Origin of the sequence: Streptomyces tateyamensis (assembly GCF_003205575.1) — a bacterium.
Classification (GTDB): domain Bacteria; phylum Actinomycetota; class Actinomycetes; order Streptomycetales; family Streptomycetaceae; genus Kitasatospora; species Kitasatospora tateyamensis.
On record NZ_PYBW01000043.1, the window covers coordinates 36,241 to 57,465 of the forward strand.

Consider the following 21,225-nt stretch of genomic DNA (forward strand, 5'->3'; position numbering starts at 1 on the left):
GCCGTGCCCGACGCGACCGCGCGTGACGTCGTCACCTACTACCACCACCCGGTCAAGGGACCGCTGCTGCGCGGGGTGCTGCTCCCGCTCGCCGACCGGTACCGCGCCCAGGGCCTGCGGGTCCACCTGGAGCGGCACTGGCTGCACGGTCCGCACCTGCGGCTGCGACTCGACCGCTCCCCCGGGCAGCCGGCCGGCCGTCAGGTGGCCACCGCCGCCGAGGAGGCGGCCGAGGCTGTGCGCGGGTGGCTGCGCGAGCACCCCTCGCACAGCGAACTCACCGCGGCCGAGCTGCTCGCCCAGGCCGCCGCGGCCGGCCGGGTCGAGCTGGTCCCGCCGCCTTACACGCCCGTGCACCCCGACAACACGGTGCGGGTCGAGCCCGTCGACCGGTCGGCCACCCGGGACCTGCTCGGCCCCGACGGCACCGCCCTGCGGGAGGACCTGCTGCGGCTCGGCCTGTCCGCCCTGCACGCGGGCGCGGAGTTCCTCGGCGAGCAGCAGGACTGCGCCGTCGCCCGCCTGCAGCTGCTGGTGTCGGCGCTGGCCGCGCACGCCGCCGCGCATCCGGGCGGCCTGGTGGGCGGGCACTACTCGTACGTCTCGCACCTGGAGGACCACCTGCTGCACGAGGACCCGGACGGCGGGCTGCGCGCGGGCTTCGAGCGGCAGTGGCAGGCCGCCCGGCCGACCGTCACCGCCCTGGTGGCGCGGATCGCGGCCGGCGAACTGCTGGACCGCGAGCGCCCGTGGGCCCACTGGTCGGCGGCGGCCTGGCAGCTGACGCAGCACCGGTTCGATGCCGGGGCCGACCTGACCGGGCGCCCGGCGGGCTACCGCGAGCGGGCGGCCGCCACCGGGGACCAGGAGCAGCTGGCGCGGTGGAGCCCCGAGATCCGGACCAGGTTCAGCGAGTTCCACCAGCTGCTGCGCCGCTCGGATCCGCAGGGGACCATGCTCACCCGCCCGGACTACCTGGTCTACCGCGCCTGCACCAACGGCCTGTACCGCCTGTTCACCATCTGCGACGTCCGCCCGGTGGAGCGCTACCTGGCGGCCTACCTGGTCACCCGAGCCGTCCCGGAGCTGACGGGCCACCACTGGCGGGACCGCCTGGCGGAAGTGGTGGCCGCGGTGGAGGCCGGGGCCACGGTGGAGGCCGCGTCATGATCCGGCCCGCGACCGGAACTCCCGTCCCCCGCCCCCTGACCGAGGCAGCCTCATGACCGCGCCCGCCGTGGTGTCCGACGCCCTCGACGGGCTCGCGCGGGCGCGGTTGCGCCCCGGGGTCGGGGTCACGCCGCTGCGGGCCGGGCTGCACCTGCGCGGCTGGCGGTCCAGCGTGACGCTGGAGGGCAGCCCCGCGCTCCCCGCGCTGTGGCAGCTGCTCGCCGAGGTCCTGGCCGGCGGCGACCACGCCGCGCTCACCGACCGGGCGCCGGTCGGCTCGCCGCTGCGCGCCGCGCTGAACACCCTGGTCGGGCACCTGCGGGAGCACGACCTGCTGACCGGCCCCGCCGAGGACGCGCCGGCCTGGCTGCGGGTCGGTGCGGCCGACCCGGTGGCAGCCGCGGCCGACCTCGCGGCCGCCCGCCCGCAGCTGCGCACCACCGACCCGGCGAGCCCGCTCGCCCGGGCGGCCGCCCAGGCCCTCGTCCGCGCCGGGGCCGCGCCGGCCACCGTCGCCGCGCCCACCGCGGACGGCCTGGTCCTGCTGACGGCCGGCCCCGGCAGCGCGACGGCGGTCGGTGTGGCGGCGACCCCGGCGGGCGGCTTCGTCACCGCGCCGGGCACCCCCGCGCAGGTCGCCGCGGACGCCGAGGCGCTGGCCGCCCGCCTCGGCCTGGTCCCCACCGCCGCTGACGAGGCGTCGCCCACCCCGGCCGCCCTCACCGCGCTGCTCGCCGGGGCTGCCGCCCACCGCCTGCTCTGCGCCCTGACCGGCCTGCCCGACCCCGCCACCGAGGGCGAGGACCACCACGTGCTGGCCGGCCTCCCGGCGGTCCTGGTGGTCGACGCCGCTCCACTGCGGTCGAGTTGGCGCAGCTGGCCGGCCCCGCGCCTGCCGGGCCCGGACACCTCGGCGCCGCTCGACCCGCCGGACACGCTCGCCCGGGCACTGCACCGGCTGGCCGCCCTCACCGACGGGCGGGTCGGCGTCCTGCCCGCCCCCGAGCCCGGCACGCTGAGCCAGCTGCCGGTGGCCCGGGCCCGCTGCCCCGTCCCCGGCGGCACCCTGCTGGCCGCCGCCGTCCGTACCGACCTGGCCCGGCTGGACGCGCTCTGCCGGGGCGCGGAACTGCGCCTGGACACCGCGGAGTCGACGACCGCCGTGGGCGCCACCCCGGACCACGCCCTGGGCCGCGCCCTGCGCCGCGCCGCCACGGCCGTGGCCGCAGGCGGCACCCCGCTCCCCGTCCGGAGCTGGGCCGGCCACCCCCAGGCCGAGCACTGGTGGCGCACCCTCACCGCTGAGCTCGGCCGACCGGCCGAGCTGGGCGTCACCCGCCTCGCGCCCGGCGGGCACACGGCCACCGTGCGGGTGCCGGGCCGGCCGCCGGTCACCGCCGTCGAGGCGACGGCCGGGGACGCCGTCGCCTTCGCCGCGCTGGGCGCGGTGGCCCAGGCGGTCAGCGCGGAGCTGACCTTCCGTCACCTGTCGCTCCCCAGCGGCGCCGGTGCCGCCCTCGTGGCCGCCGGGCTGGAGCTGACGGCCTGGGAGGATGAAGGCTGGACGACCGGTTGGCTGACCGGCATCGCCGCCCGCGAGCCCGCGCTGCTGGCCGGCCTGTGCGAGCTGACCGGTCTGACGGTTCGTCCGGCCGACCCTGCCCCCGCCCTCGCCGAGGCCCTGCGCGCCTGCGGCTTCACCGTCCTCGCTGTCCGCCCCACCACGAACGGGGCGACCCGATGAGCCACCCCGGCACCGCCTCCGCACTCCCTGTCCGCACCCCCGAAGCCGCACTCACTGCCACCACCGGCGCCGCACTGGTCCTGCTGACCGACTGGACGCTCGAACTGGCCGAGCAGCTCAGCCGCCACGCGCTCGCCCACCCCGTGGCCCTGGTGCCGGTCCGCTGCGACGGCGCGCTGGTCGTGGTCGGCCCGGTGCTGCGGCCGGGTGCCGCGGGCTGCCTGTGCTGCGCCGAGTACCAGCGGCTGGCCACCGCGGGTGGCCGGGTGCCCTGGCAGCGGCCCCAGCTGACCCTCGCCGGGCTGGTCGCGCCGGTCTTCGAGGAGGCGGTCACCGCCCTCGCCACCGAGCTGCTCGCCCCGCCGGCCCCCGCCCCCGGCGAGCCGGCCATGGTGCACCTGCTCCACCAGGCCCGCGCGACCTGGTCCACCCACCGGATCCGCCCGGTCGGCGGCTGCCCGGTCTGCGCGCCGCTGCCGGCGGACCGCGAGCAGGGCGCCGAGGTACCGACGGCGCCGCTGCCGCTGCCCGACCCCGCCACCCTGCGCAGCCCCAACTCCCGTACCGGCAGCGCCGGTCTGCGGGCCGCCCTGCTCGACGAGCGGTTCGGCCCGGTGCGCCGGGTGGTCCGCACCGAGGACTCGGCCTTCAGCCTGACCAGCGCCTACGTCACCGACGGCCGTCCGCTGGACGACGGCGGCTACGGCCGGGCGGCGCAGTTCGAGGAGAGCGAACGGGTGGCGCTGTTCGAGGGCGTCGAGCGGTTGACCGGGATGCGGCCGACCGGCCGGCGGACCGTGCTGCGCGCCTCCTTCGCGCGGTTGGGCGCCGGGCGGGCGGTGGACCCCGAGCGGCTTGGCCTGCCCGATCCGCGCTACCACGGCCACCCCGCGAGCACCTGCGTCCCGTACACCCCCGAGCTGGAGCTGGACTGGGTGCACGGGTGGTCGCTGACCGCCGCCCGCCCGGTCGCGGTGCCCGAGCACGTGGCCTACTGGGGCCTGCCGGACACCGGCAGCCCCAAGGTGGTCTACGAGTGCTCCAACGGCTGCGGCCTGGGCAACAGCCCGGCGGAGGCGGTGCTGTACGGGCTCTTCGAAGTGGCGGAGCGGGACGCCTTCCTGATGGTCTGGTACACCGCCACGCCGCTGCGCCGGATTGCGCTGCCCGCCGACGACCCCGAGGTCCGCGCGCTCGCCGACCGCACCGCGCTGCTCGGCTACCGGCTGGTGCTGCTCGACGCCACCAACGACTTCGGGATCCCGGCCGTGCTGGCCCTGTGCCAGTACCAGGGGTCCGCCCCAAACGCCCCGCGCGCCTTCCTGGCCGCCGGGGCACACCACGATCCGCGCCGGGCCGTCCGCGCGGCAGTGGTCGAGGTGGTCACCACCGTGCACGCCTGCGCCCGCCGCGCCCAGGCCGAGGACCGCCCGTACGCGCCGGACCGGCTGCGCCCGATGCTGGAGCAGCCGGAGCTGGTTCGCGGCCTGGAGGACCACGTCGGCCTGAACACCCTGCCCGAGGCACAGGACCGCCTCGCATTCCTGTTCGACTCCGCCGACGCGCCGCCCCTCGAGCTGCGCGAGGTGTGGCCGCACCCGCCGCAGCCGGTCCCGGACCTGGCCGCCTTCCTGCGCGGCACCGTCGAGCGGCTGGCCGGGCAGGGCCTGGAGGTGCTCGCGGTCCGCCAGGACGAGCCCGGTGTCCGCGACCGGCTCGGCCTGTACAGCGCGAAGGTCGTGGTCCCGGGTTCGCTGCCGATGACCTTCGGCCACGTCAACCACCGCACCCGCGGCCTGCCCCGGCTGCTGGAGGTCCCGCACCGCCTCGGCCGCACCGGACGGGCGCTGCGGTACGAGGAGTTGACGATCCATCCGCACCCATTCCCGTGAGCTAGACGGATCGAGGACTCCGATGGCCGACTGGCACAGCCTCCACCTCCACCTGAACAGCGACACCGAGCAGGTCGACCGCTTTCTCACCGGTGAACTCGCGCCGCTGCTGGACGGCCTGGTCGCCGAGCGGCAGGCAGGGGGGTGGTTCTTCATCCGCTACGGCGAGGGCGGCCCGCACCTGCGGATCCGGCTGCGCGACCTGACCCCGGCGGCGGCTGCCGAACTGCCCGCCACCCTGGCCCGGCTCGGCAAGGCGGTGCCCGCCGTCGAGGGGTCCTGGCCCGCCGCGCAGGGCGAGGTCCGCGTGGTCCCGTACGTCCCCGAGACCGAGCGGTACGGCGGGCCGGCCGCGCTGCCGGAGGCGGAGCAGGTCTTCACCGTCTCCTCCCGGGTCGCGGTCCAGGCGCTGCGTCGACCGACGAGTCCGGCCGGCCGGTTGACGCTCGGCGTGGACTTCGCCGTGACCACCGCGCTCGCCCTGGGCCTGGACCGGCTGGCCGGCGCGCAGTGGCTGCGCCGGCACGCGGCGAGCTGGCGCTGGGTCACCGAGGTCCCGCTGCTGCCGGGTGCGGTGCTGCACGCCCGGGTCAACTCGGTCTTCGCCGCGCAGCACCAGGCCCTGGTCCGCCGGGCCGAGGCGCTGCGGGCGGGGCTGGACCGGGCCGGCCTCGAGCCCTGGCTGCTGGGCTGGGCGTCCCGGGTGCGGGACAGCCAGGTGCGCGAACCCTGGGTCTGGGCCTCGCAGCTGCACATGCTCTTCAACCGGCTGGGCATCACCCCCGACGAGGAGCGGGCGGTCTGCCGGCTCGCCGCCCGGACCCTGCTGGACGCGGGCGAACCCCCGTCCTTCTTCCCGGCCGGCCACCGCGCACCGGACCGCCAGTACCTGGAGCGGAGCAAGTTCCAGGCCGGGCGCACCCAGGACAGCACGCTGCGCACGCTGCGGCCGCAGGAGCTGGCCGCCGAGCAGCCGCGGCCCGGCGACCTCGCACTCCCCGCCGCCGGTCCGCTGCCCGCGCTCGCGCTGCGCGAGGCCTTCACCGCGCGGGTGTCGGCGCGCGGCCCGCTGCACGGCCCGCTCACCGCGGGCACCCTCGGCACCCTGCTCTGGTCCTGCCACGCCGAGAGCCACCGCACCGAGCAGCCGCTGGCCGAGGGCGGCAGTCGCACCCTGGCGCACCGCCCCTATCCGAGCGCCGGCGCGCTGTACACCGCCCGGCTGCGGCTGCTCGCGCTGTCGGTGGACGGCCTGGCGCCCGGCACCTACCAGTGCCTGCCCGGGCAGCGGGCGCTGCGGCCGATCGGGCCGGCCCCATCGGTCGCCGAACTCACCGCGCTCTCCTCCTACTTCGCCCGCCCGGCGGACGACCCGGAGCTGGTGGGCATCGAGCAGGCGCCCGCCGTGCTCGGCCTGTACCTCGACTTCGGGCTGCTGCGGCGGCGCTACGGCCTGCGGGCGCTGCGCCTGGGCCTGTTGGAGGCCGGGCACCTGGCCCAGACCCTGCTGCTCGGCGCGGCCGCCCTGGGCCTGCGCAGCATCACCCTGGCCGGCTTCCTGGACGACCTGGCCCACGAGCTGTTCGGCCTGGACGACATCGACCAGCCGCTGCAGTACCTGCTGCCGCTGGGGGCGGCGGAGCCGGCGGCCGGCTAGACCTGGCGTGGGCCCGGGTCCCGTCAGCGGTCCGGTTCGAGCAGGGCCTGGGTCAGGGTGGTCACCAGCCACTGCTCGAACCGGTCCCAGCCCCACTGGCGGCGGTTGACCAGCCGGTCGGCGAGCTCGGGTGCGGTCAGGGCCCAGAGCTGGTCCGCCGCCGCGGCCGGGTCCAGCCCCGGGCGCAGTCCGAACCTGGCGTCCAGGTGGCGGGCCAACTGGGCTGTCCCGGCCGCGCGTTCGGCCTCGATGGTGTCGGCGAAGGCGCGCAGGTCCGGGTCGCCGGTGGCGGCCTGGGCCAGCACCATCACCACCAGCGGCAGCACCCGCTCGTGCAGGGTGCGGGCGATCCGCGCATAACGGCCCAGGCAGGACGGGCCGCTGTCCGCCTCGATCATCGCCCGGAACGGCGGGCGCGCCGCCATCGGGACCGGCTCGTCCTCGCCCGCGAGCGCCGTGTCGTAGACGGCCCTGAGGAGTGCGGGCTTGCCGCCGACCGTGTTGTACACCGTCTGCACACTGACCCCCGCGGCGCGGGCGACGGCGGCCAAGGTCGTGCCCAGGTAACCGTGTTCGAGCAGGAGGGCGGTCGCGGCGGCGAGCACCCGGCGGCGCGTGTCGAGCGACTGCTCGGCGCGCAACGGACTGGAGTACCCGCGTTTCGCCCGCTCCATCCGCGGCCCTCCGCCACCCTTGACACTTCACTGGAACCGCAATCAATCTGATTGAAGAAGGTTCCAGTGTAATCGGCTCCACCGACGACGGGAGGCCGGATCATGGCCGACGCCCCTTCCGACTCCGACAGCTGCGCCGGCTCCGCGCACAAGGCGCTCTGCCTGCGCTTCGTCCAGCTGATGGCGGCCGGCGAGCTGGCGGACTTCGCATCCGTGGTGCACCCGCAGGCCGTCAACCGCGAGGCGCTGCGCGAGCCGGCGGCCTGCCGCGGCCAGGGCCCCGCCGCGTTCCACGCCACCGCGCTCTGGCTGCGCGGCGCTTTCGCGGACCTGCGCTGGGAGCTGGCCGACGCCGTGGCCGAGGGCGAGTTGGTGGTGCTGCACACCACCATGTCGGGCCGTCAGGTCGGCCCGTTCACCGTCTACGGACCCGATGCCCGCCCCGTGCGGGTCTTCCCGCCCACCGGCCGCACCTTCAGCGTCCTGCAGTCGCACTGGTGCCGCCTGCAGGACGGGCTGGTGATCGAGCACTGGGCCAATCGCGACGACCTGGGGCAGGCGCAGCAGCTCGGCTGGGTCCCACCCTCGCTGCCGTACCTGCTGCGGAGGGGCCGGGCCACGGCCGCCGCCCGCCGCGCCGCTCGCGGGTAGCTTCTGGACAGTCGTCCAGATAGGCTGGACACCTGTCCATGATGCCCGACGGGTTGGGAGCCCTGATGACGACGACCGCGCACGTGCTGGTGGCCCTGGTGGCCGCGCTGCACGCGTACATCCTGGTGCTGGAGATGTTCCTCTGGGAGCGGCCGCCGGGCCGCAAGCTCTCCGGGTTCGACGCGCAGCTGGCCCGGGCCACGGCCACGCTGGCCGCGAACCAGGGGCTGTACAACGGATTCCTGGCAGCCGGCCTGGTCTGGGGCCTGGTGGCCGCGGATCCGACCGGCCTGCGGGTGCAGGTCTTCTTCCTCTGCTGCGTGCTGGTGGCCGGCGTCTACGGCGGGCTCACCGCCAACCGGCGGATCCTGTTCGCCCAGGCCCTGCCGGGCGCCCTCGCGCTCGCCGCCGTCCTGCTGACCCGATGACCGCGGCGCCCGCCGACCCGCGCGCGGCCCGGACCAGGGCCCGGCTGCGGGCGGCCCTGCTGGCGGAGTGCGCGGAACAGCCGCTGGCCCAGGTCAGCGTAGCCGCCCTGGTCCGCCGGGCGGGCGTCGGGCGGGCCACCTTCTACCTGCATTACGCCGACCTGGAGGCGCTCGCCGTCGACGCCTGCGCCGACGTGGTGCGCGAGGCCGTGGACGCGCTGCACGCCTGGCGCGGCGTCCCCGATCCGGCGAGCCCGCCGCCGCCGCTGCTGGCGTTCTTCGACGAACTGGCCGCGCAGGCCGCGCTGCACCGGGAGCTGCTCACGCCCGGGGGCGGCGGGCCGCTCGGCCTGCTGCTGCACCGGGAGCTGCGCGCCCGCAGCCGGACCGAACGCGCCCTGGCCGGTGCCCCGGCCCCGGACCTGTTCGCCTCCGCCGTGGCCGCCACCTTCGTCGGCGTCCTGGCCGACTGGCTGCACGGCCTGATCGAAGCCACCCCCGGCGAGCTCGCCGGGCAGGTCTGGCGCCTGCTGATCAACCTGCACCGCACCCCGCTCTCCTGAGGCTTCCCACCGCCGGGCCGCGCTGGACCGATCCTCGGGCACCGGGCATGGCATCCTCGGAGAACCTTTCCGGGGTGCTGTCGGATCCGGCCGGCGGCGTTCGTGGTGAGGGTGGAAGGGCGCCCGGCCGGGGCGGCCCCGTAGGCATGGGAGACGATCCCCGATGCAGTACCTGCTCTCCGTGATCCACGACAGCGCTGAGTTCGGCACCGCCGAGGAGATGGCCGCGATCGACGTCTTCAACGAGCGGCTCCAGGCCGAGGGCCACTGGGTCTTCGCCGGCGGCCTCGGGACCACCGACACGGCCACGGTGGTCGACAACCGGGGGTCGGCGGCACTGGTCACCGACGGGCCGTTCGTCGAGACCAAGGAGTACCTGGTCGGCTTCTGGATCATCGAGGCGCCCGACCTGGACGTGGCGCTCGCCCTGGCGGCCGACGGCTCCAAGGCCTGCCACCGGAAGATCGAGGTCCGGCCGTTCCTGTGACCCCGCCGACTCCGCACGACGTCCAGGAGGCGATCACCCGGGCCCACCGCGAGGAGTGGGCCCGGGTGGTCGCGGCGCTGACCCGGCGGTTCGGCGCCCTCGACACCGCCGAGGAGGCGGCCGCCGAGGCGTTCGCGACCGCCGTGGAGCGCTGGCCGGCCGACGGCGTGCCGCCCAACCCCGGCGGCTGGCTGACCACCACGGCCCACCGCAAGGCGATCGACCGGATCCGTCGCGAGGCCAAGCGCGACGCGAAGCAGCAGGAGGCCCAACTGTCGTACCACGCCCCGCCGGAGCCGCCCGAGCCGACCGGCCCGATCGACGACGAGCGGCTGCGGCTGGTCTTCACCTGCTGCCACCCCGCGCTCGCCATGGAGGCCCGGGTCGCGCTGACGCTGCGTCTGGTCGGCGGTCTGACGGTGGCCGAGATCGCCCATGCCTTCCTGGTCCAGGAGAACACGGTGGGCCAGCGGATCACCCGCGCCAAGGCCAAGATCAAGGCGGCCGGCATCCCGTACCGGGTTCCGTCCGCGGCCCAGCTGCCGGAGCGGGTCTCCGGTGTGCTCGCCGTCCTCTACCTCGTCTTCAACGAGGGCTACCTGGCGAGCGGTCCCGGCACCGATCCGGTCCGGTCCGATCTGACCGCCGAGGCGATCCGGCTCACCCGGCTGACCCGCGCCCTGCTGCCGGAGGACGGCGAGGTGGCCGGACTGCTCGCGCTGATGCTGCTCACCGAGGCCCGCCGCCCCGCCCGCCTGTCGCCGAGCGGCGAGCTGGTCACCCTCGGCGAGCAGGACCGCGCCGCCTGGGACCGGGCCCTGATCGCCGAGGGCCACCAACTGGTCCGCGAGCGCCTGGCCACCGGCAAACCGGCCGGCCGCTACCAGGTGCTGGCCGCGATCAACGCCGTGCACACCTCGGCCCGCTCGCTGGACGAGACCGACTGGTCCCAGGTGGTCGCCCTCTACGACCTGCTCCTGCGCCTGGACCCCTCCCCCGTCGTGGCCCTCAACCGCGCGGTAGCCGTGGCCGAACTCGACGGCCCCGCCGTGGGCCTGGCCACCGTCGACCGCCTGGCCGCCCCCCTGGCCGGCTACCACGCCTACCACGCCACCCGCGCCGACCTGCTGCGCCGCCTGAGCCGCACCCAGGAGGCCCGCACCGCCTACGACACCGCCATCACCCTGACCACCAACCCCGCAGAGGCCGACCACCTGACCCGCCGCCGCGACGAACTCCCCCGGGAGGACGACCGGTAGCGAGTCCCAGCCTCGGGCGCGGGGGCGGACGTTCACCCGGTGGACGGACGAGGCGGGAACGGCGGTGCCGCCGTGGGGTGTCCCACGGCGGCACCGGGCGGGTGGATTGACAGGGGGTCAGCTGCTGAAGACCTCGAACTCGGAGAGCTGGCCGGCCGGCCAGCCGCTGTTGGCGGTGATGTTGGCGCGCCAGTAGCGCTGGGTGGTGGTCGGGAAGGTGAGGGTGACGGTGTTGCTGTTGGTGTTGGGGTCGAAGGTGTAGGTGGCGGAGCCGACGACGGTGGTGAAGGTGGAGCCGTCGGTGGAGGCGAGCAGGGAGAGGGTCTGGGTGCGGGCGGTCCAGGCGGTGCTGGCGGGGAGGGTCAGCACGACCCGGCCGGCGCTCTTCGCCGCGCCCAGGTCGACCTGGACCCACTGCGGCAGGGCGTTGTTGGCGCTCTCCCAGTAGCTGGCCTGGTTGCCGTCGGTGACGTTGGCCGAGCTGTAGGTCTGGCTGTGGCTGGACTCGCTGGTGGCCGCGTTGAGCGCCAGGTTGACGGGCGCGTTGCTGGTGCCGGTGCCGGTCAGGGCCACCGTGAGGGGGCCGTTGCCCGCGTTGCTGTTGACGGTCAGGCTGCCGCTGCGGGTGCCGGTCGCGGTGGGGGTGAAGGTCACCGCGACCGTGCAGGAGGCGCCGGCCGCGATCGAGCTGCCGCAGGTGTTGGTCTGGGCGTAGTCGCCGCTGGTGCTGACGGAGGAGACGGCTGCGGCGGCCGAGCCGGTGTTGGTCACCGTGACCGACTGCGCCGGGCTGGTGGTGCTCGTGGTCCGGCCGGCGAAGCTGAGCGAGGTGGGGGCCGCCGACAGGGTCGCGGTGGAGGAGCCGCCGCCTGCGGGGTAGACCGCGAGGTCGGAGAACTGTGCTGCCGCCCAGCCGGTGTTGCCGGTGACGTTCACCCGCAGGTACCGGGCGGTGGTGGCGCCGAACGGGATGGTGACGGTGTTGTTGTTGCTGTTGGGGTCGAAGTTGTACCCGGTGGACCCGACGATGGTGCTGAAGTTGGTGCCGTCGGTGGAGCCGAGCACCGAGAGGGTCTCGGTCCGGGCGGCCCACGCCGTGGCGGGGGGCAGCCGCAGCGCGACCTTGCCGATGCTCCGGTTCTGGCCGAGGTCGACCTGGGCCCACTGCGGGAAGTTGCCGTTGGCGCTCTCCCAGTAGCTGCTGGGGTCGGTGTCGGTCAGGTTGGCCGGGGTGTAGGAGCCGTTGCTGGAGCTGGCGGTGGCGGGCTGGCCGAGCGCGAGGTCGGTGCTGCTGTCGATGCCGGTGCCGGTCAGGGCGACGGTGGTCGGGCTGTTGTTGGCGTTGCTGGTGACGGTCAGCGTCCCGGTGCGGGAGCCGCCGGCGGTCGGGGTGAAGCCGACGGTCACGGTGCAGGAGGCGCCGACCGCGAGCGAGGCGCAGGTGTTGTGCTGGCTGAAGTCACCGGTGGTCGCGACCGAGCTGACGGTGGCGGTGCTGGTACCGGAGTTGGTGAGCGTGACACTCTGGCTCGCGGCGGCCGACCCGACGACCGTGCCCGCGAAGCTCAGGCTGCCCGGCGCGGCGCCGAGCACCGGGCCCGGGGCGGTGCCCGTGCCGGACAGGGCCACGGTGTTGGTGACGCCGCCCGCGTTGACCGTGAGAGTGCCGGTGCGGCTGCCGGTCGCGGTGGGGGCGAAGGTGACGTTCACCGTGCAGGAGCCGCCGGCGGCGATGCTGCTGCCGCAGGTGTTGGTCTGCGCGAAGTCGCCGGTGGTGGCGATCCCGGCGACCGCGGCGGCGGCCGAGGTCGGGTTGGACACGGTCACCGCCTGGGCCGCTCCGGTCGCCCCGGTGGCCACCGAGCCGAAGGCGAGGGCGGTCGGCGAGACGCCCACCCCGCTCGGCGGGTACGGCGGGAAGACCGGGGTGGGCATGGCACCGCAGTACGGGGTGCCGGAGATCCCGGAGTTGCCGCCGCCGTCGGTGACGGTGAAGTTGCCGCCCTCGCAGCTGTAGACCGGGGCGGGCCCGCCCACGCCGGTGGCGGTGACGTTGGTGAAGGAGGCGGTGCCGCCGGTCTGCTCCTGGAGCGCGAAGGTGCCGGTCCCGGCGATGGTGACGGTGTTGAGGTTGACCCCGCTCACCGTGCCCTCGACCCACTGCACGCCCTCGTACGGGCTCTGCTGGATCAGCGCGTTGCTGACGTTGACCGGCCCGGTGATCGCGCCCTGCGACCCGTCGAACCAGAGGGCGCCGACGCCGAACTGCCAGTTCGGGTCGAGGTCGCCGTCACGGACCAGGGTGTTGTTGGCGACGGTGGTGGTGCCGACCGGCGTGGAGGTGAACCGCTGGCCGACGTGGATGCCGCCGCCCTGGGCGATGCCGCTGTCCACCACCAGGTTGCCGCTGACGGTGTTGTCGTGGCCGCCGTAGATCGCGATGCCGTTGGCCAGGATCTGCAGCTGCACGGTGTTGTTGGAGATGGTGTCATTGGCGTCCGCGCCCAGGGCGGAGTCGGCCCAGGTGGCGATTCCGTCGTCGCCGGTGTTGCGCAGGTCGCTGTTGGTCACCTTGGAGTTGGTGACGCCGCCGTGGAGGTTGATGCCGTCGGCGGTGGTGTCGCGGATCCGCATCCCGGAGAAGGTCAGCGCGTCCATCGGGCCGTCCATCCAGGCACCGACCTTGTCGTGCTCGATCCACAGGTTCGACACGGTCGAGTTGGACAGCGCGCCGCCGATGCCGTTGACCTGGGCACCGTCGTTGCGCTCCTGGACGTTGCCGAAGATCGCGAAGTCGTGCAGGTGGACGTTGCTGCTCGGGTTGGGCGCGGAGTTGCCGTAGAAGCCGGGCGCCGCGCCGGTCACGGTGGAGTACCACATGCCGGCGCCCGCGACGGTGACGTTGTTGACGGCGATGTGGCCCGGGATGTTGTACGTGCCCGGCGGGATCCACACCGTGCCGCCCGCCCCGGCGGCGGCGATCGCGGCGTTGAACGCGGCGGTCGAGTCGCCCGCGCCACTGGCGTCGGCGCCCTTGCTGGTGACGGAGACCGAGCCGGCCGGTTGAGCGGCGGCCGGGCCGACGTTCTCGAAGTCCGCGAGGTCCAGCGTGTAGGAGGCGGCGGTGTCGCCGGCGTCCGCCTTCAGGGTGAAGGTGGTGCCGGCCGGATAGGTCTGCCCGAACAGCCGGTGGGCCTCGTCGAAGAAGTGGTGCTGGTTGCTGCCGGGGCTGTTGGTGAAGGGGTAGCTGCCGTAGTACCAGCTGTAGGCGTTGGTGAGCGAGAAGTCGCTCTGCTTGACGCCGTTGACGTAGAGCGAGAGCGGGGCCGAGTACACCGATCCGTCGGCGGTGTCCGGGATCGAGTAGCGGAAGTCGATGGAGTTGGTGGCCACCGGCGTGGTGAAGCTGACGTACTGTCCGCTCCCGTTGCCGGCCAGCGTCACCGCCTTGCGGCCTGACGCCTCGTCGGCCAGTCGACCCTGCGTGTAGTCCGGGCCGATCACGGTGCCGTTGGTCGCGGAGTTCTCCGCCTGGACCTCGGCGTACGGCAGGCTCGCGCCGCTGCCGCCGGTCGCCTGCGGCGAAGCGGCGAAGGCCGGCAGGGCCGCCGGCACCAGCACGGCCGCGCCGGCCAGCAACGCCGTGCAGGTGGCCGCGGCCAGCCCGCGGCCGATTCTGCGTCTCACTGGGGACATGTCGTTCCTTAGGGCGGTAACAGTGGGGGTGCCCAGGACCGTAACGTGCCGCTCATCTAACCGCAATATGTTCGACCAATATTGAGAGATCCTTGCAGTCGGTTGAAATTTTGCCTGCATGACCGGGTATTGACCCTTCATCAGAGCCGACAGGCGGGCGCAAACGACTTGCGGCCACGAGCAAGAATTTGCGCGCAGCCGTCACCGAACTCCTGGGACGGCCGGAACGACGGCCGGAACCGGGAAAGCCCGCGCCCCGGGACTCGGATCCGAGTCCCGGGGCGCGGGCCGACAAACAGTCGACGCGAGGTCAACGGGGCATCAACGCCCCTGCAGTGCCTTCACGTTGTCGCCGAAGGTCCAGCCCTTCGAGCCGTCCCAGTTGATCGACCAGGTCATCAGGCCCTTCAACGAGCCGCTGAAGGAGTTCCACGACTGGCTGACCAGGCTCGGCGCCATGTAGCCGCCGCCCGCGCCGGACTGGGCCGGCAGGCCGGGCACCTGCTTGTCGTAGGGCACCTTGACGGTGGTGCCCTGGATGGTCAGGCCGCTGTTCAGGCAGCTGGTCTGGGTGGTGAAGCCCTGCACGGTGCCGGCCTGGTAGGAGTCGCCCGAGCAGCCGTACATGCTGCCGTTGTAGTACTGCATGTTCAGCCACCAGAGCTGGCCGTTGTCGGCGTACTTCTTGATGATCGGCAGGTAGGCGCCCCAGATCGACCCGTAGGTGACGCTCCCGCCGGTGACGTACGCCGTCTCCGGAGCCATCGTCAGGCCGAAGCCGGCCGGCATCTGGGCGAGCACGCCGTCGATGATGCGCTCCAGGTTGGCCTGCGAGGCGGACAGGGTGCCGATGCTGCCGCTGCCGGACAGGCCGGTCTCGATGTCGATGTCGATGCCGTCGAAGTTGTACTTCTTCAGGATCGGCACCACGGTCGCCACGAACTTGTCGGCCACCGCGCTGGAGCTCAGGTCGATGCCCGCGGCCGCACCGCCGATCGACATCAGGATGGTCGACCCGGCCGCCTTGGCCTGGCACATCTCGGCCGGGGTGGCGACCTTGACGTTGGTGTCCATGCCGTCCTGCCACTCGACGGTGCCGTCCGAGAGGATCACCGGGAAGGCGGCGTTGATGACGTTGTAGCCGTTCGCGGCGATCCGGCTGTCGGTGATCGGGATCCAGCCCATGCCGGGGTGGACGCCGTTCGAGGCGCCGTCCCAGTTCTCCCAGTAGCCCTGCAGCACCTTGCCCGCGGGCCGGGGCTTGGTGGCGCAGGTGGCACCGCCGGGCGGCGTGGTGGTCGGCGAGGCGCTGGTGGGGGGCACCGTGGTGGGGGGCGCGGTGGTCGGCGGGGCGGTGGTCGGCGGCGCCGTGGTGGGCGGGGCGGTCGTCGGCGGCGCCGTGGTCGGCGTGGGGCTGCCGCTGCCGCCGGGGCCGGTCAGCGCCACGTCGTCCGCGTAGTACGTGGGCTGTCCGTACCAGCCGTGCAGGTAGACGGTGACCGAGGTGGTGCTCGCCCCGGTGGTGAAACTGACGCTCAGTTGGCCGTACGAGGCGTTGCCCGGCGTCCAGGTGGACGGGTCGCTGGCCGCGCCGGTGCCGGTGGCGCCCAGGTAGACGTAGCTGCCCTGGACGTAGGCGCTCAGCGTGTACTGCGAGTTGGGCTGCACGCTGACGGTCTGGCTGCACTGGGCGTCGTCCTGGCCCGCCGGGGTGCCCTTGAGCGCGGAACTTCCCGAGTGGACGGGGCTGCTGACGACCGCTCCGGACCCGCCGGTGCAGCTCCAACCGGACAGTCCGCTCTCGAAGCCGGGGTTGGCCACCAGGTTGGCCGCGGCGGCACCGGCCGTGAAGGTGCCGGCCACGGCGAGCCCGGTGCCGATGACGGCCGCCGCGCTCACCCCGGCGACGGTGCGCGTCAGGAGGGCCGATCCGTGCTCGGCGCGACCGGTGCGGTTCACCCGCACTGCGCGTTGGAACATGTGGTGCTCCCTTCCCGCCGGGCGCATGGCGTCGGGACGGCCATCGCGTGTGGGGGGCGTGACGCCCGGCTCTGGGTGAGGTGGGGACAGGTGGGGCTGTGCCGGTCCGGATCGTAGGAGCGGCGGCAAGCCCCGTCAATAGGTCTGGACCAATTCTCCAATTGGTCCAGGCCGGCCCGAAGCCGGCGCCGCGGCCGTCCGCTGCGTGCGGCACCGCGGCGTGCGTGGCCGGCACCCGCGCCCGGGTGACCGTCACTCACGGCCCGTGCCCGCCCGGCGGGTGGTCACCGATCGGTAGACCGTGTCGCTGGGGCCGAGACCGCGCAGGGCGGCCAGGATCTGCCCGGCGAGCGCGACGGATGCGTGCACCGTCTCCGTCACGCCGACCGCGCCGACGCCGGCCAGCCATTCGGGCTCGATCTCGCGCACACCGGTGACCACCCGCACGGCCACGCCCGGGGGCGCCCAGGAGGCCAGCCGGGCCGCCTCGGCGTCGTCCGGAGCGGCGGCGACCAGCAGGAGGTCCGCCAGCGCCGCGACCGCCCGGACGCTGTCGCGCCGGTCGTCGGCCTCGAAACAGTAGGTCGACGGGTGCTGCGGGACGATGTGGCCGAACTGCCGGCGCAACTCGTCGCTGAGCCGCAGCAGCGGCTGCACCGGTTGCCCGGGGCTGAGCGCCACGCCCACCCGGCGCGGATCGGGGACCCGAACCTGGGCGCAGTCCTGACGCCCGGTCACCACGCCCAGGACCTGGGGCGATCCCGCCAGACGGCGCACGGCCGCGGTGTCCTCCCGGGCGGCCAGCAGCACCTGCTCGCCGGCTCCGGCCAGCCGGGCGATCTCGGCCTCGGCCGCCGCCAACCGGCGGCAGGGCACGTCGACCACCGTGGCGCCGACCGCCAGCGCCTGACGGCGCGTCTGGTCGGGGGCGCCCAGCGGGCCGACCACCAGCACCTCGCCGGCCCGGGCCGCCGGGGCCGCCCCCTCGGCTTCGGCGGCAGCCGTTCCACACCCGCCGGCCGCCGACACCAGGACCGGCCCGGCCGTGGCCTGCCCGGCCTGGCGCACCGCCTCGGCCAGGTCGCGTGCTCCTCGGCAGTGCGGCGCGGACCCCGTCGCCACCAGCAGCCTGGTCCTCAGCACGGCGGCCCACCGCTCGACCGCGCGCCGCGTCAGCTCGCGGGCGTCGCGGTCACCGGGGGCGACCACGGCGGCCAGACCTGCGTACCCGGGGGCACCCAGTTCGAAGGAGACCGCGAACCCGGCACTGTCCACGGCCGCCGGACCGGGCGGCCCGAGCACGCCCAGCGCGGCGGTCAGCCCGTACCGGTCGAGCGTTCCGGCCAGCAGTTCGGCCCCGGGCGAGTGGACGGCAGCGCGGTCGCCGTGCCGGAACCTGGTGGCGACCACGGCCCGGCCCGGCGGACACTCCGCCGACGCAGTCAACTCGCCCACCACGCAAGACCTGTTCATTCAGCCGCTTCCGCTCGGGATCGGCGCCAGCATCCCAGCAGCGGCCGGCCCGGCCCCGGCGCGACGCGCACCGCCCACCGGTGACCGGGAGCGCACGGCGCACAGGGGCGCGTTCCCGGGGGCGCGGGGTCAGCCCCTCCCGCCGCCCGCCGGGGTGAAGGCGAGCACCGCGTTGTGACCGCCGAACCCGGCCGAGGTACTCAGGGCCAGTCGCAACTGCTGGCGGCGCGGGCCCGCACGGACCAGGTCGATCGCCCGGGTGTCCTGGTCCCCCACCCGGAACCCGGCGGTCGGCGGCACCAGCGCGTGCTGCACGGAGAGCACGGTCAGCGCGGCCTCGATCGCGCCGGCGGCGCCCATGGTGTGCCCGAGGGCTCCCTTGGCGGACGTCACGGACGGTGGGCGCCGCCCGAAGACCCGGTCGATCAGGCGTGCCTCGGCGGCGTCGTTGAGCGGGGTGCCGGTGCCGTGCGCATTGACGTGGTCGACCTCCGCAAGCTCGGCGCCGGCCTCGCGGACCGCGAGCCGCAGGGCCGCTTCGAGCCCGCGTGCCCCGGGGTGCGGAGCGACCGGATGGTAGGCGTCGGCGCTCGCCGCGGCGCCCGCCAGCAAGGCCCGGGGCGGCACCCACCGGGCCCGCGCGTCGGCCTGGCGTTCCAGCACCAGGAAGCCGGCTCCCTCGCCGATCACGAAGCCGTCCCGCTCCGCGTCGAAGGGGCGGGCGGCGCGGGCCGGGTCCGGGTTGCGGGACAGCGCCTTCATCCGGGCGAACCCGCTCACGCAGACGGGGGTGACCATGGCGTCGGTGCCGCCGGCCAGCGCCAGGTCGCAGGCTCCGGCGTGCAGCAGCAGCGCGGCGGTATGCAGGGCCGAGGCCCCGGAGGCACAGGCGGTGGCGGTGTGCAGCACCGGGCCGGTGATGCCGAGGTCCAGGGCGAGTTGACCGGCCGCCATGTTCGGCAGGAAGGCCGGCAGGGCCAGCGCGGAGACCGCGCCGGGGCCCTGGGCCCGGTAGCGCTCGACCGCCCGCTCGTAGCTGCCCACGCCCCCGGCGGCCGAGCCGAGCACCACGGCGACCCGGGCGCCGTCCCACCCGCGGGGGTCCAGGCCCGCGTCGGCGACGGCCTCCCGGGCGGCCGCCAGGGCGAAGTGGGTGGCCCGGTCCAGCCGCCACGGCTGGCGGACCCCGGGCGCACCCGCCGGGCCGGCCACCCGGCAGGAGAGGCCGACCGGCAGTCCGGCCAGCTCCGGGTCCGGTGCCGCCGTGGGGCGGGCGTCGAGCACGCCCTGCCAGCTCGCTGCGACCCCGGAGCCGGCCGGGGTGACCAGGCCCAGCCCGGTGACGGCGAGCGGCTCGCGGGCCGGCGTCATTCGACCGGGGCGGGCCGGCCGAGCAGTTCCTGGACGCGCTCGACGAGCCGGCCCACCGTCACCTCGGCGGCGGAGTCGGTGTCGTCGTCGAGCGCCACGCCCCAGTGCTCCTGGAGGGTGACGACCAGTTCGACCCGGGCCAGCGAGTCCAGGTCGAGGTCCTCCAGGGTGCTGGCGTCGTCGACTTCGGCGCCCGCCGCGTCGAACTTCTCGGTGAGCAGGGCGAGCAGGTGTTCACGGATCGGGTTCACGGGATGCTGACCTCCTGGTGGGCGCGCGCCAGGGCGCGCGGTTCGGGGACGGCCGTGCGCACGGGTGCGTCCGGCCAGCGCAGGGTGACGGAGGCCCAGGTGAGGCCGCCGCCGAAGGCGGAGAGCAGGGTCGGGGCGCCGGGTGGGCAGACCCCGCGGGCGACCGCGTCCGCGAGGGCGAGCGGCACCGAGGCGCCCGCGGTGTTGCCGACCTCGCGCAGGTTGCCGAAACGGTGCTGCGCCGCGATGCCGAGCCGGTCGGCCACCGCGTCCAGGATCCGCTGGTTGGCCTGGTGGCCGACGAAGGCCCGCACCTCGTCCGGCGGCCAGCCAGTGGCGGCCAGCACGGCCGCCGCGGAGGCGGTCATGTGCCGCACGGCCTGTGCGTAGACCGGTCGCCCCTGCATCCGGAAGTAGCGGTCCGCCCGGTCGGGGCCGGCCGCCGCGGGCAGCCGCGAGCCGCCCGCCGCCACGGCGATCAGGTCGCTGCCGCTGCCGTCGCTGCCCCAGTCGGTCGCCAGCAGCGCCCCGGGCTCGGTGCTGTTCCCGGCCCGCAGCAGCACGGCCGCCGCGCCGTCGCCGAACAGCGGTGCGGTGTCGCGGTCGAAGGGGTCGATGATCGCCGAGTACTTCTCGGCCGCCACCACCAGCGGCGCGCGGCAGGTGCCGCTGCGCACCAGGGCACCTGCGGTGGCCAGCGCGTACAGGAAGCCGGAGCAGACCGCGGACAGGTCGAACGCCGGGACCGGCCCGAGGCCGAGGCGGTGGGCCACCTCCGGTGCGGTGGCCGGGCAGGGGCGGTCCGGCGTGGTGGTGGCCAGCACCAGCAGGTCCGGCGGCCCGGCGGCCGGGCCGGCGGCCTCGGTCGCGGCCCGCGCGGCGGCGGTGGCCAGGTCACCGGTGCTGATGCCGGGACCGGCCAGCCGGCGGCGCCGGATACCGGTCCGCCGGGTGATCCACTCGTCGCTGGTGTCCAGCGCGCCCCGGTCGATGATCTGAGCGTTGGTCAGCTCCCGCGGCGGCAGGCTGGCGCCGAGTCCGGCGATCACCGCCGTGCGGGCGCCACGGGCCGAGGTCGGGGCGTTCACGGCAGGACGAACGGGGAGGAAGGCTTGGGGATGCCGGCCAGCCCGCCGTCGGGGACCGACAGGCCGCCGTCCACCACCACGGCCTGACCGGTGAGGAAGCCGGCGGCGGGCGAGGCCAGGAAGAGCGCGGCCGCGGCGACCTCCTCCAGTTCGGCCCAGCGCCCCATCGGCACGTGGGCCAGCAGCCAGTCGGTCAGCGCCGGGTCGGTGTGGACGGCGGCGGTCATGTCGGTGCGGACCCAGCCGGGGCACAGCGCGTTGACCCGGATCCCGGCCCGCGCCCAGCCGGCCGCCAGGCTGCGGGCCAGCGACACCTGGGCCGCCTTGCTGGCGGCGTAGGCCTCCATCATCGGCGTGCCCACCACGCCCGCCACCGAGGACATCAGGACCAGGCTGGCGCTGTCCGAGCGGGCCAGGTGGGGGTGGGCGTGCCGGCAAAGGGCCGCGGTGGCGTTGAGGTTGACCGCGACCACCTCGTCCCAGACCGGCTGCGGCAGGTACTGAAGCGGTGCCAGCAGGGTGCTGCCGTCCGGGGCGGTGGGCAGGATGCCGGCGTTGTGCACCACGATGTCCAGGCCGCCCAGCGCCTCGGCGGCCCGGTCGACCAGCGCGGCCTGGCCGGTGTCCGCGAGGTCGCCGGGGACCAGTACGGGCGGGCCGCCGTAGCGGGCCACCTGGTCGGCGGTCGGCTTGAGGGCGGTCTCGGTGCGGGCGGAGAGGGCGAGCCGCGCGCCGGCCTGGGCGAGCGCGAGGGCGACGGCCCGTCCGATGCCGCGCGAGGCACCGGTCACCAGGGCCCGGCGGCCGTCGAGGTGGAAGCGGTCGAGGATGGTCACGGCGG

The 21,225-nt window shown here is 75.2% G+C and carries 17 protein-coding genes and 1 pseudogene; 9 read left to right on the plus strand and 9 right to left on the minus strand.

Features of this window, described 5'->3' with window-relative positions; genetic code table 11:
- Positions 1-3 precede the first annotated feature (3 nt).
- Genes C7C46_RS13990 through C7C46_RS14005 form a run of 4 tightly spaced genes read left to right on the plus strand, consistent with a single transcriptional unit; the run spans position 4 to position 6,463 of the window.
- A complete protein-coding gene (locus tag C7C46_RS13990) occupies positions 4-1,170 on the plus strand; it encodes a lantibiotic dehydratase C-terminal domain-containing protein (protein WP_181442347.1) in 1,167 nt (388 codons plus the stop codon).
- A gap of 52 nt (positions 1,171-1,222) precedes the next feature.
- The gene (locus C7C46_RS13995; protein ID WP_110669419.1) at positions 1,223-2,914 is read left to right on the plus strand and encodes a hypothetical protein; all 1,692 of its coding nucleotides are present in this window, start codon (positions 1,223-1,225) and stop codon (positions 2,912-2,914) included.
- Positions 2,911-4,806 (plus strand): TOMM precursor leader peptide-binding protein, encoded by a 1,896-nt coding sequence (locus tag C7C46_RS14000; protein WP_110669421.1) that lies wholly within the window; start codon positions 2,911-2,913, stop codon positions 4,804-4,806. Before C7C46_RS13995 ends, C7C46_RS14000 begins: the two co-directional genes overlap by 4 nt.
- Positions 4,807-4,828: 22 nt before the next feature.
- Entirely contained in the window at positions 4,829-6,463 is a 1,635-nt protein-coding gene (locus C7C46_RS14005) for a thiopeptide-type bacteriocin biosynthesis protein (RefSeq protein WP_110669423.1), read from the plus strand.
- Between the two features lie 23 nt (positions 6,464-6,486).
- On the opposite strand, the gene C7C46_RS14010 is transcribed toward C7C46_RS14005, so the two are convergent.
- Positions 6,487-7,137, minus strand: coding sequence for a TetR/AcrR family transcriptional regulator (locus tag C7C46_RS14010; RefSeq protein ID WP_110669425.1), 651 nt, complete (start codon positions 7,135-7,137; stop codon positions 6,487-6,489).
- A gap of 102 nt (positions 7,138-7,239) precedes the next feature.
- On the opposite strand from C7C46_RS14010, the gene C7C46_RS14015 reads away from it, so the two are divergent.
- From C7C46_RS14015 to C7C46_RS14035, 5 genes are all read left to right on the plus strand, one after another.
- Positions 7,240-7,788 (plus strand): ester cyclase, encoded by a 549-nt coding sequence (locus C7C46_RS14015; RefSeq protein ID WP_110669428.1) that lies wholly within the window; start codon positions 7,240-7,242, stop codon positions 7,786-7,788.
- Positions 7,789-7,853: 65 nt separating this feature from the next.
- Entirely contained in the window at positions 7,854-8,216 is a 363-nt protein-coding gene (locus C7C46_RS14020; RefSeq protein WP_110669430.1) for a DUF1304 domain-containing protein, read from the plus strand.
- Entirely contained in the window at positions 8,213-8,779 is a 567-nt protein-coding gene (locus C7C46_RS14025; RefSeq protein ID WP_110669433.1) for a TetR/AcrR family transcriptional regulator, read from the plus strand. Before C7C46_RS14020 ends, C7C46_RS14025 begins: the two co-directional genes overlap by 4 nt.
- A gap of 163 nt (positions 8,780-8,942) precedes the next feature.
- Complete coding sequence (locus C7C46_RS14030) at positions 8,943-9,266, plus strand: YciI family protein (protein WP_110669435.1); 324 nt, start codon at positions 8,943-8,945, stop codon at positions 9,264-9,266.
- A complete protein-coding gene (locus C7C46_RS14035) occupies positions 9,263-10,525 on the plus strand; it encodes an RNA polymerase sigma factor (RefSeq protein WP_245984409.1) in 1,263 nt (420 codons plus the stop codon). The genes C7C46_RS14030 and C7C46_RS14035 overlap by 4 nt, the downstream gene beginning before the upstream one ends.
- 117 nt (positions 10,526-10,642) lie before the next feature.
- Here C7C46_RS14035 and C7C46_RS14040 read toward each other — a convergent pair whose 3' ends face one another.
- From C7C46_RS14040 to C7C46_RS14070, 8 genes and pseudogenes are all read right to left on the minus strand, one after another.
- On the minus strand, positions 10,643-14,212 hold the full coding sequence (locus C7C46_RS14040; protein WP_245984410.1) for a choice-of-anchor D domain-containing protein: 3,570 nt from the start codon (positions 14,210-14,212) through the stop codon (positions 10,643-10,645).
- Positions 14,213-14,542: 330 nt separating this feature from the next.
- Entirely contained in the window at positions 14,543-15,544 is a 1,002-nt protein-coding gene (locus C7C46_RS37550) for a chitinase (protein ID WP_425470067.1), read from the minus strand.
- Positions 15,545-15,709: 165 nt separating this feature from the next.
- A pseudogene (locus C7C46_RS37555) lies at positions 15,710-16,228 on the minus strand (carbohydrate binding domain-containing protein); the annotation flags it as partial.
- Positions 16,229-16,453: 225 nt separating this feature from the next.
- Entirely contained in the window at positions 16,454-17,674 is a 1,221-nt protein-coding gene (locus tag C7C46_RS14050) for a hypothetical protein (RefSeq protein ID WP_110669443.1), read from the minus strand.
- A gap of 129 nt (positions 17,675-17,803) precedes the next feature.
- Positions 17,804-19,045, minus strand: a complete 1,242-nt coding sequence (locus C7C46_RS14055; protein ID WP_110669446.1) for a beta-ketoacyl-[acyl-carrier-protein] synthase family protein — start codon at positions 19,043-19,045, stop codon at positions 17,804-17,806.
- The gene (locus tag C7C46_RS14060) at positions 19,042-19,296 is read right to left on the minus strand and encodes an acyl carrier protein (RefSeq protein WP_181442348.1); all 255 of its coding nucleotides are present in this window, start codon (positions 19,294-19,296) and stop codon (positions 19,042-19,044) included. The genes C7C46_RS14055 and C7C46_RS14060 overlap by 4 nt, the downstream gene beginning before the upstream one ends.
- Positions 19,293-20,384 (minus strand): beta-ketoacyl-ACP synthase 3, encoded by a 1,092-nt coding sequence (locus tag C7C46_RS14065; protein ID WP_110669450.1) that lies wholly within the window; start codon positions 20,382-20,384, stop codon positions 19,293-19,295. Before C7C46_RS14065 ends, C7C46_RS14060 begins: the two co-directional genes overlap by 4 nt.
- Positions 20,381-21,220 carry an SDR family NAD(P)-dependent oxidoreductase gene (locus C7C46_RS14070; protein ID WP_110669452.1) on the minus strand — a complete coding sequence of 280 codons (840 nt, stop codon included), beginning with the start codon at positions 21,218-21,220 and terminating at the stop codon, positions 20,381-20,383. Before C7C46_RS14070 ends, C7C46_RS14065 begins: the two co-directional genes overlap by 4 nt.
- Positions 21,221-21,225 lie beyond the last annotated feature (5 nt).

Bases quoted from the DNA above. Each gene is read 5' to 3' on its own strand.
- C7C46_RS13995 (WP_110669419.1), top strand. From the start codon at position 1,223: ATGACCGCGCCCGCCGTGGTGTCCGACGCCCTCGACGGGCTCGCGCGG.
- C7C46_RS14055 (WP_110669446.1), bottom strand. From the start codon at position 19,045: ATGACGCCGGCCCGCGAGCCGCTCGCCGTCACCGGGCTGGGCCTGGTC.
- C7C46_RS14025 (WP_110669433.1), top strand. From the start codon at position 8,213: ATGACCGCGGCGCCCGCCGACCCGCGCGCGGCCCGGACCAGGGCCCGG.
- C7C46_RS14005 (WP_110669423.1), top strand. From the start codon at position 4,829: ATGGCCGACTGGCACAGCCTCCACCTCCACCTGAACAGCGACACCGAG.
- C7C46_RS14015 (WP_110669428.1), top strand. From the start codon at position 7,240: ATGGCCGACGCCCCTTCCGACTCCGACAGCTGCGCCGGCTCCGCGCAC.
- C7C46_RS14030 (WP_110669435.1), top strand. From the start codon at position 8,943: ATGCAGTACCTGCTCTCCGTGATCCACGACAGCGCTGAGTTCGGCACC.
- C7C46_RS14010 (WP_110669425.1), bottom strand. From the start codon at position 7,137: ATGGAGCGGGCGAAACGCGGGTACTCCAGTCCGTTGCGCGCCGAGCAG.
- C7C46_RS14000 (WP_110669421.1), top strand. From the start codon at position 2,911: ATGAGCCACCCCGGCACCGCCTCCGCACTCCCTGTCCGCACCCCCGAA.
- C7C46_RS14020 (WP_110669430.1), top strand. From the start codon at position 7,854: ATGACGACGACCGCGCACGTGCTGGTGGCCCTGGTGGCCGCGCTGCAC.
- C7C46_RS14050 (WP_110669443.1), bottom strand. From the start codon at position 17,674: ATGAACAGGTCTTGCGTGGTGGGCGAGTTGACTGCGTCGGCGGAGTGT.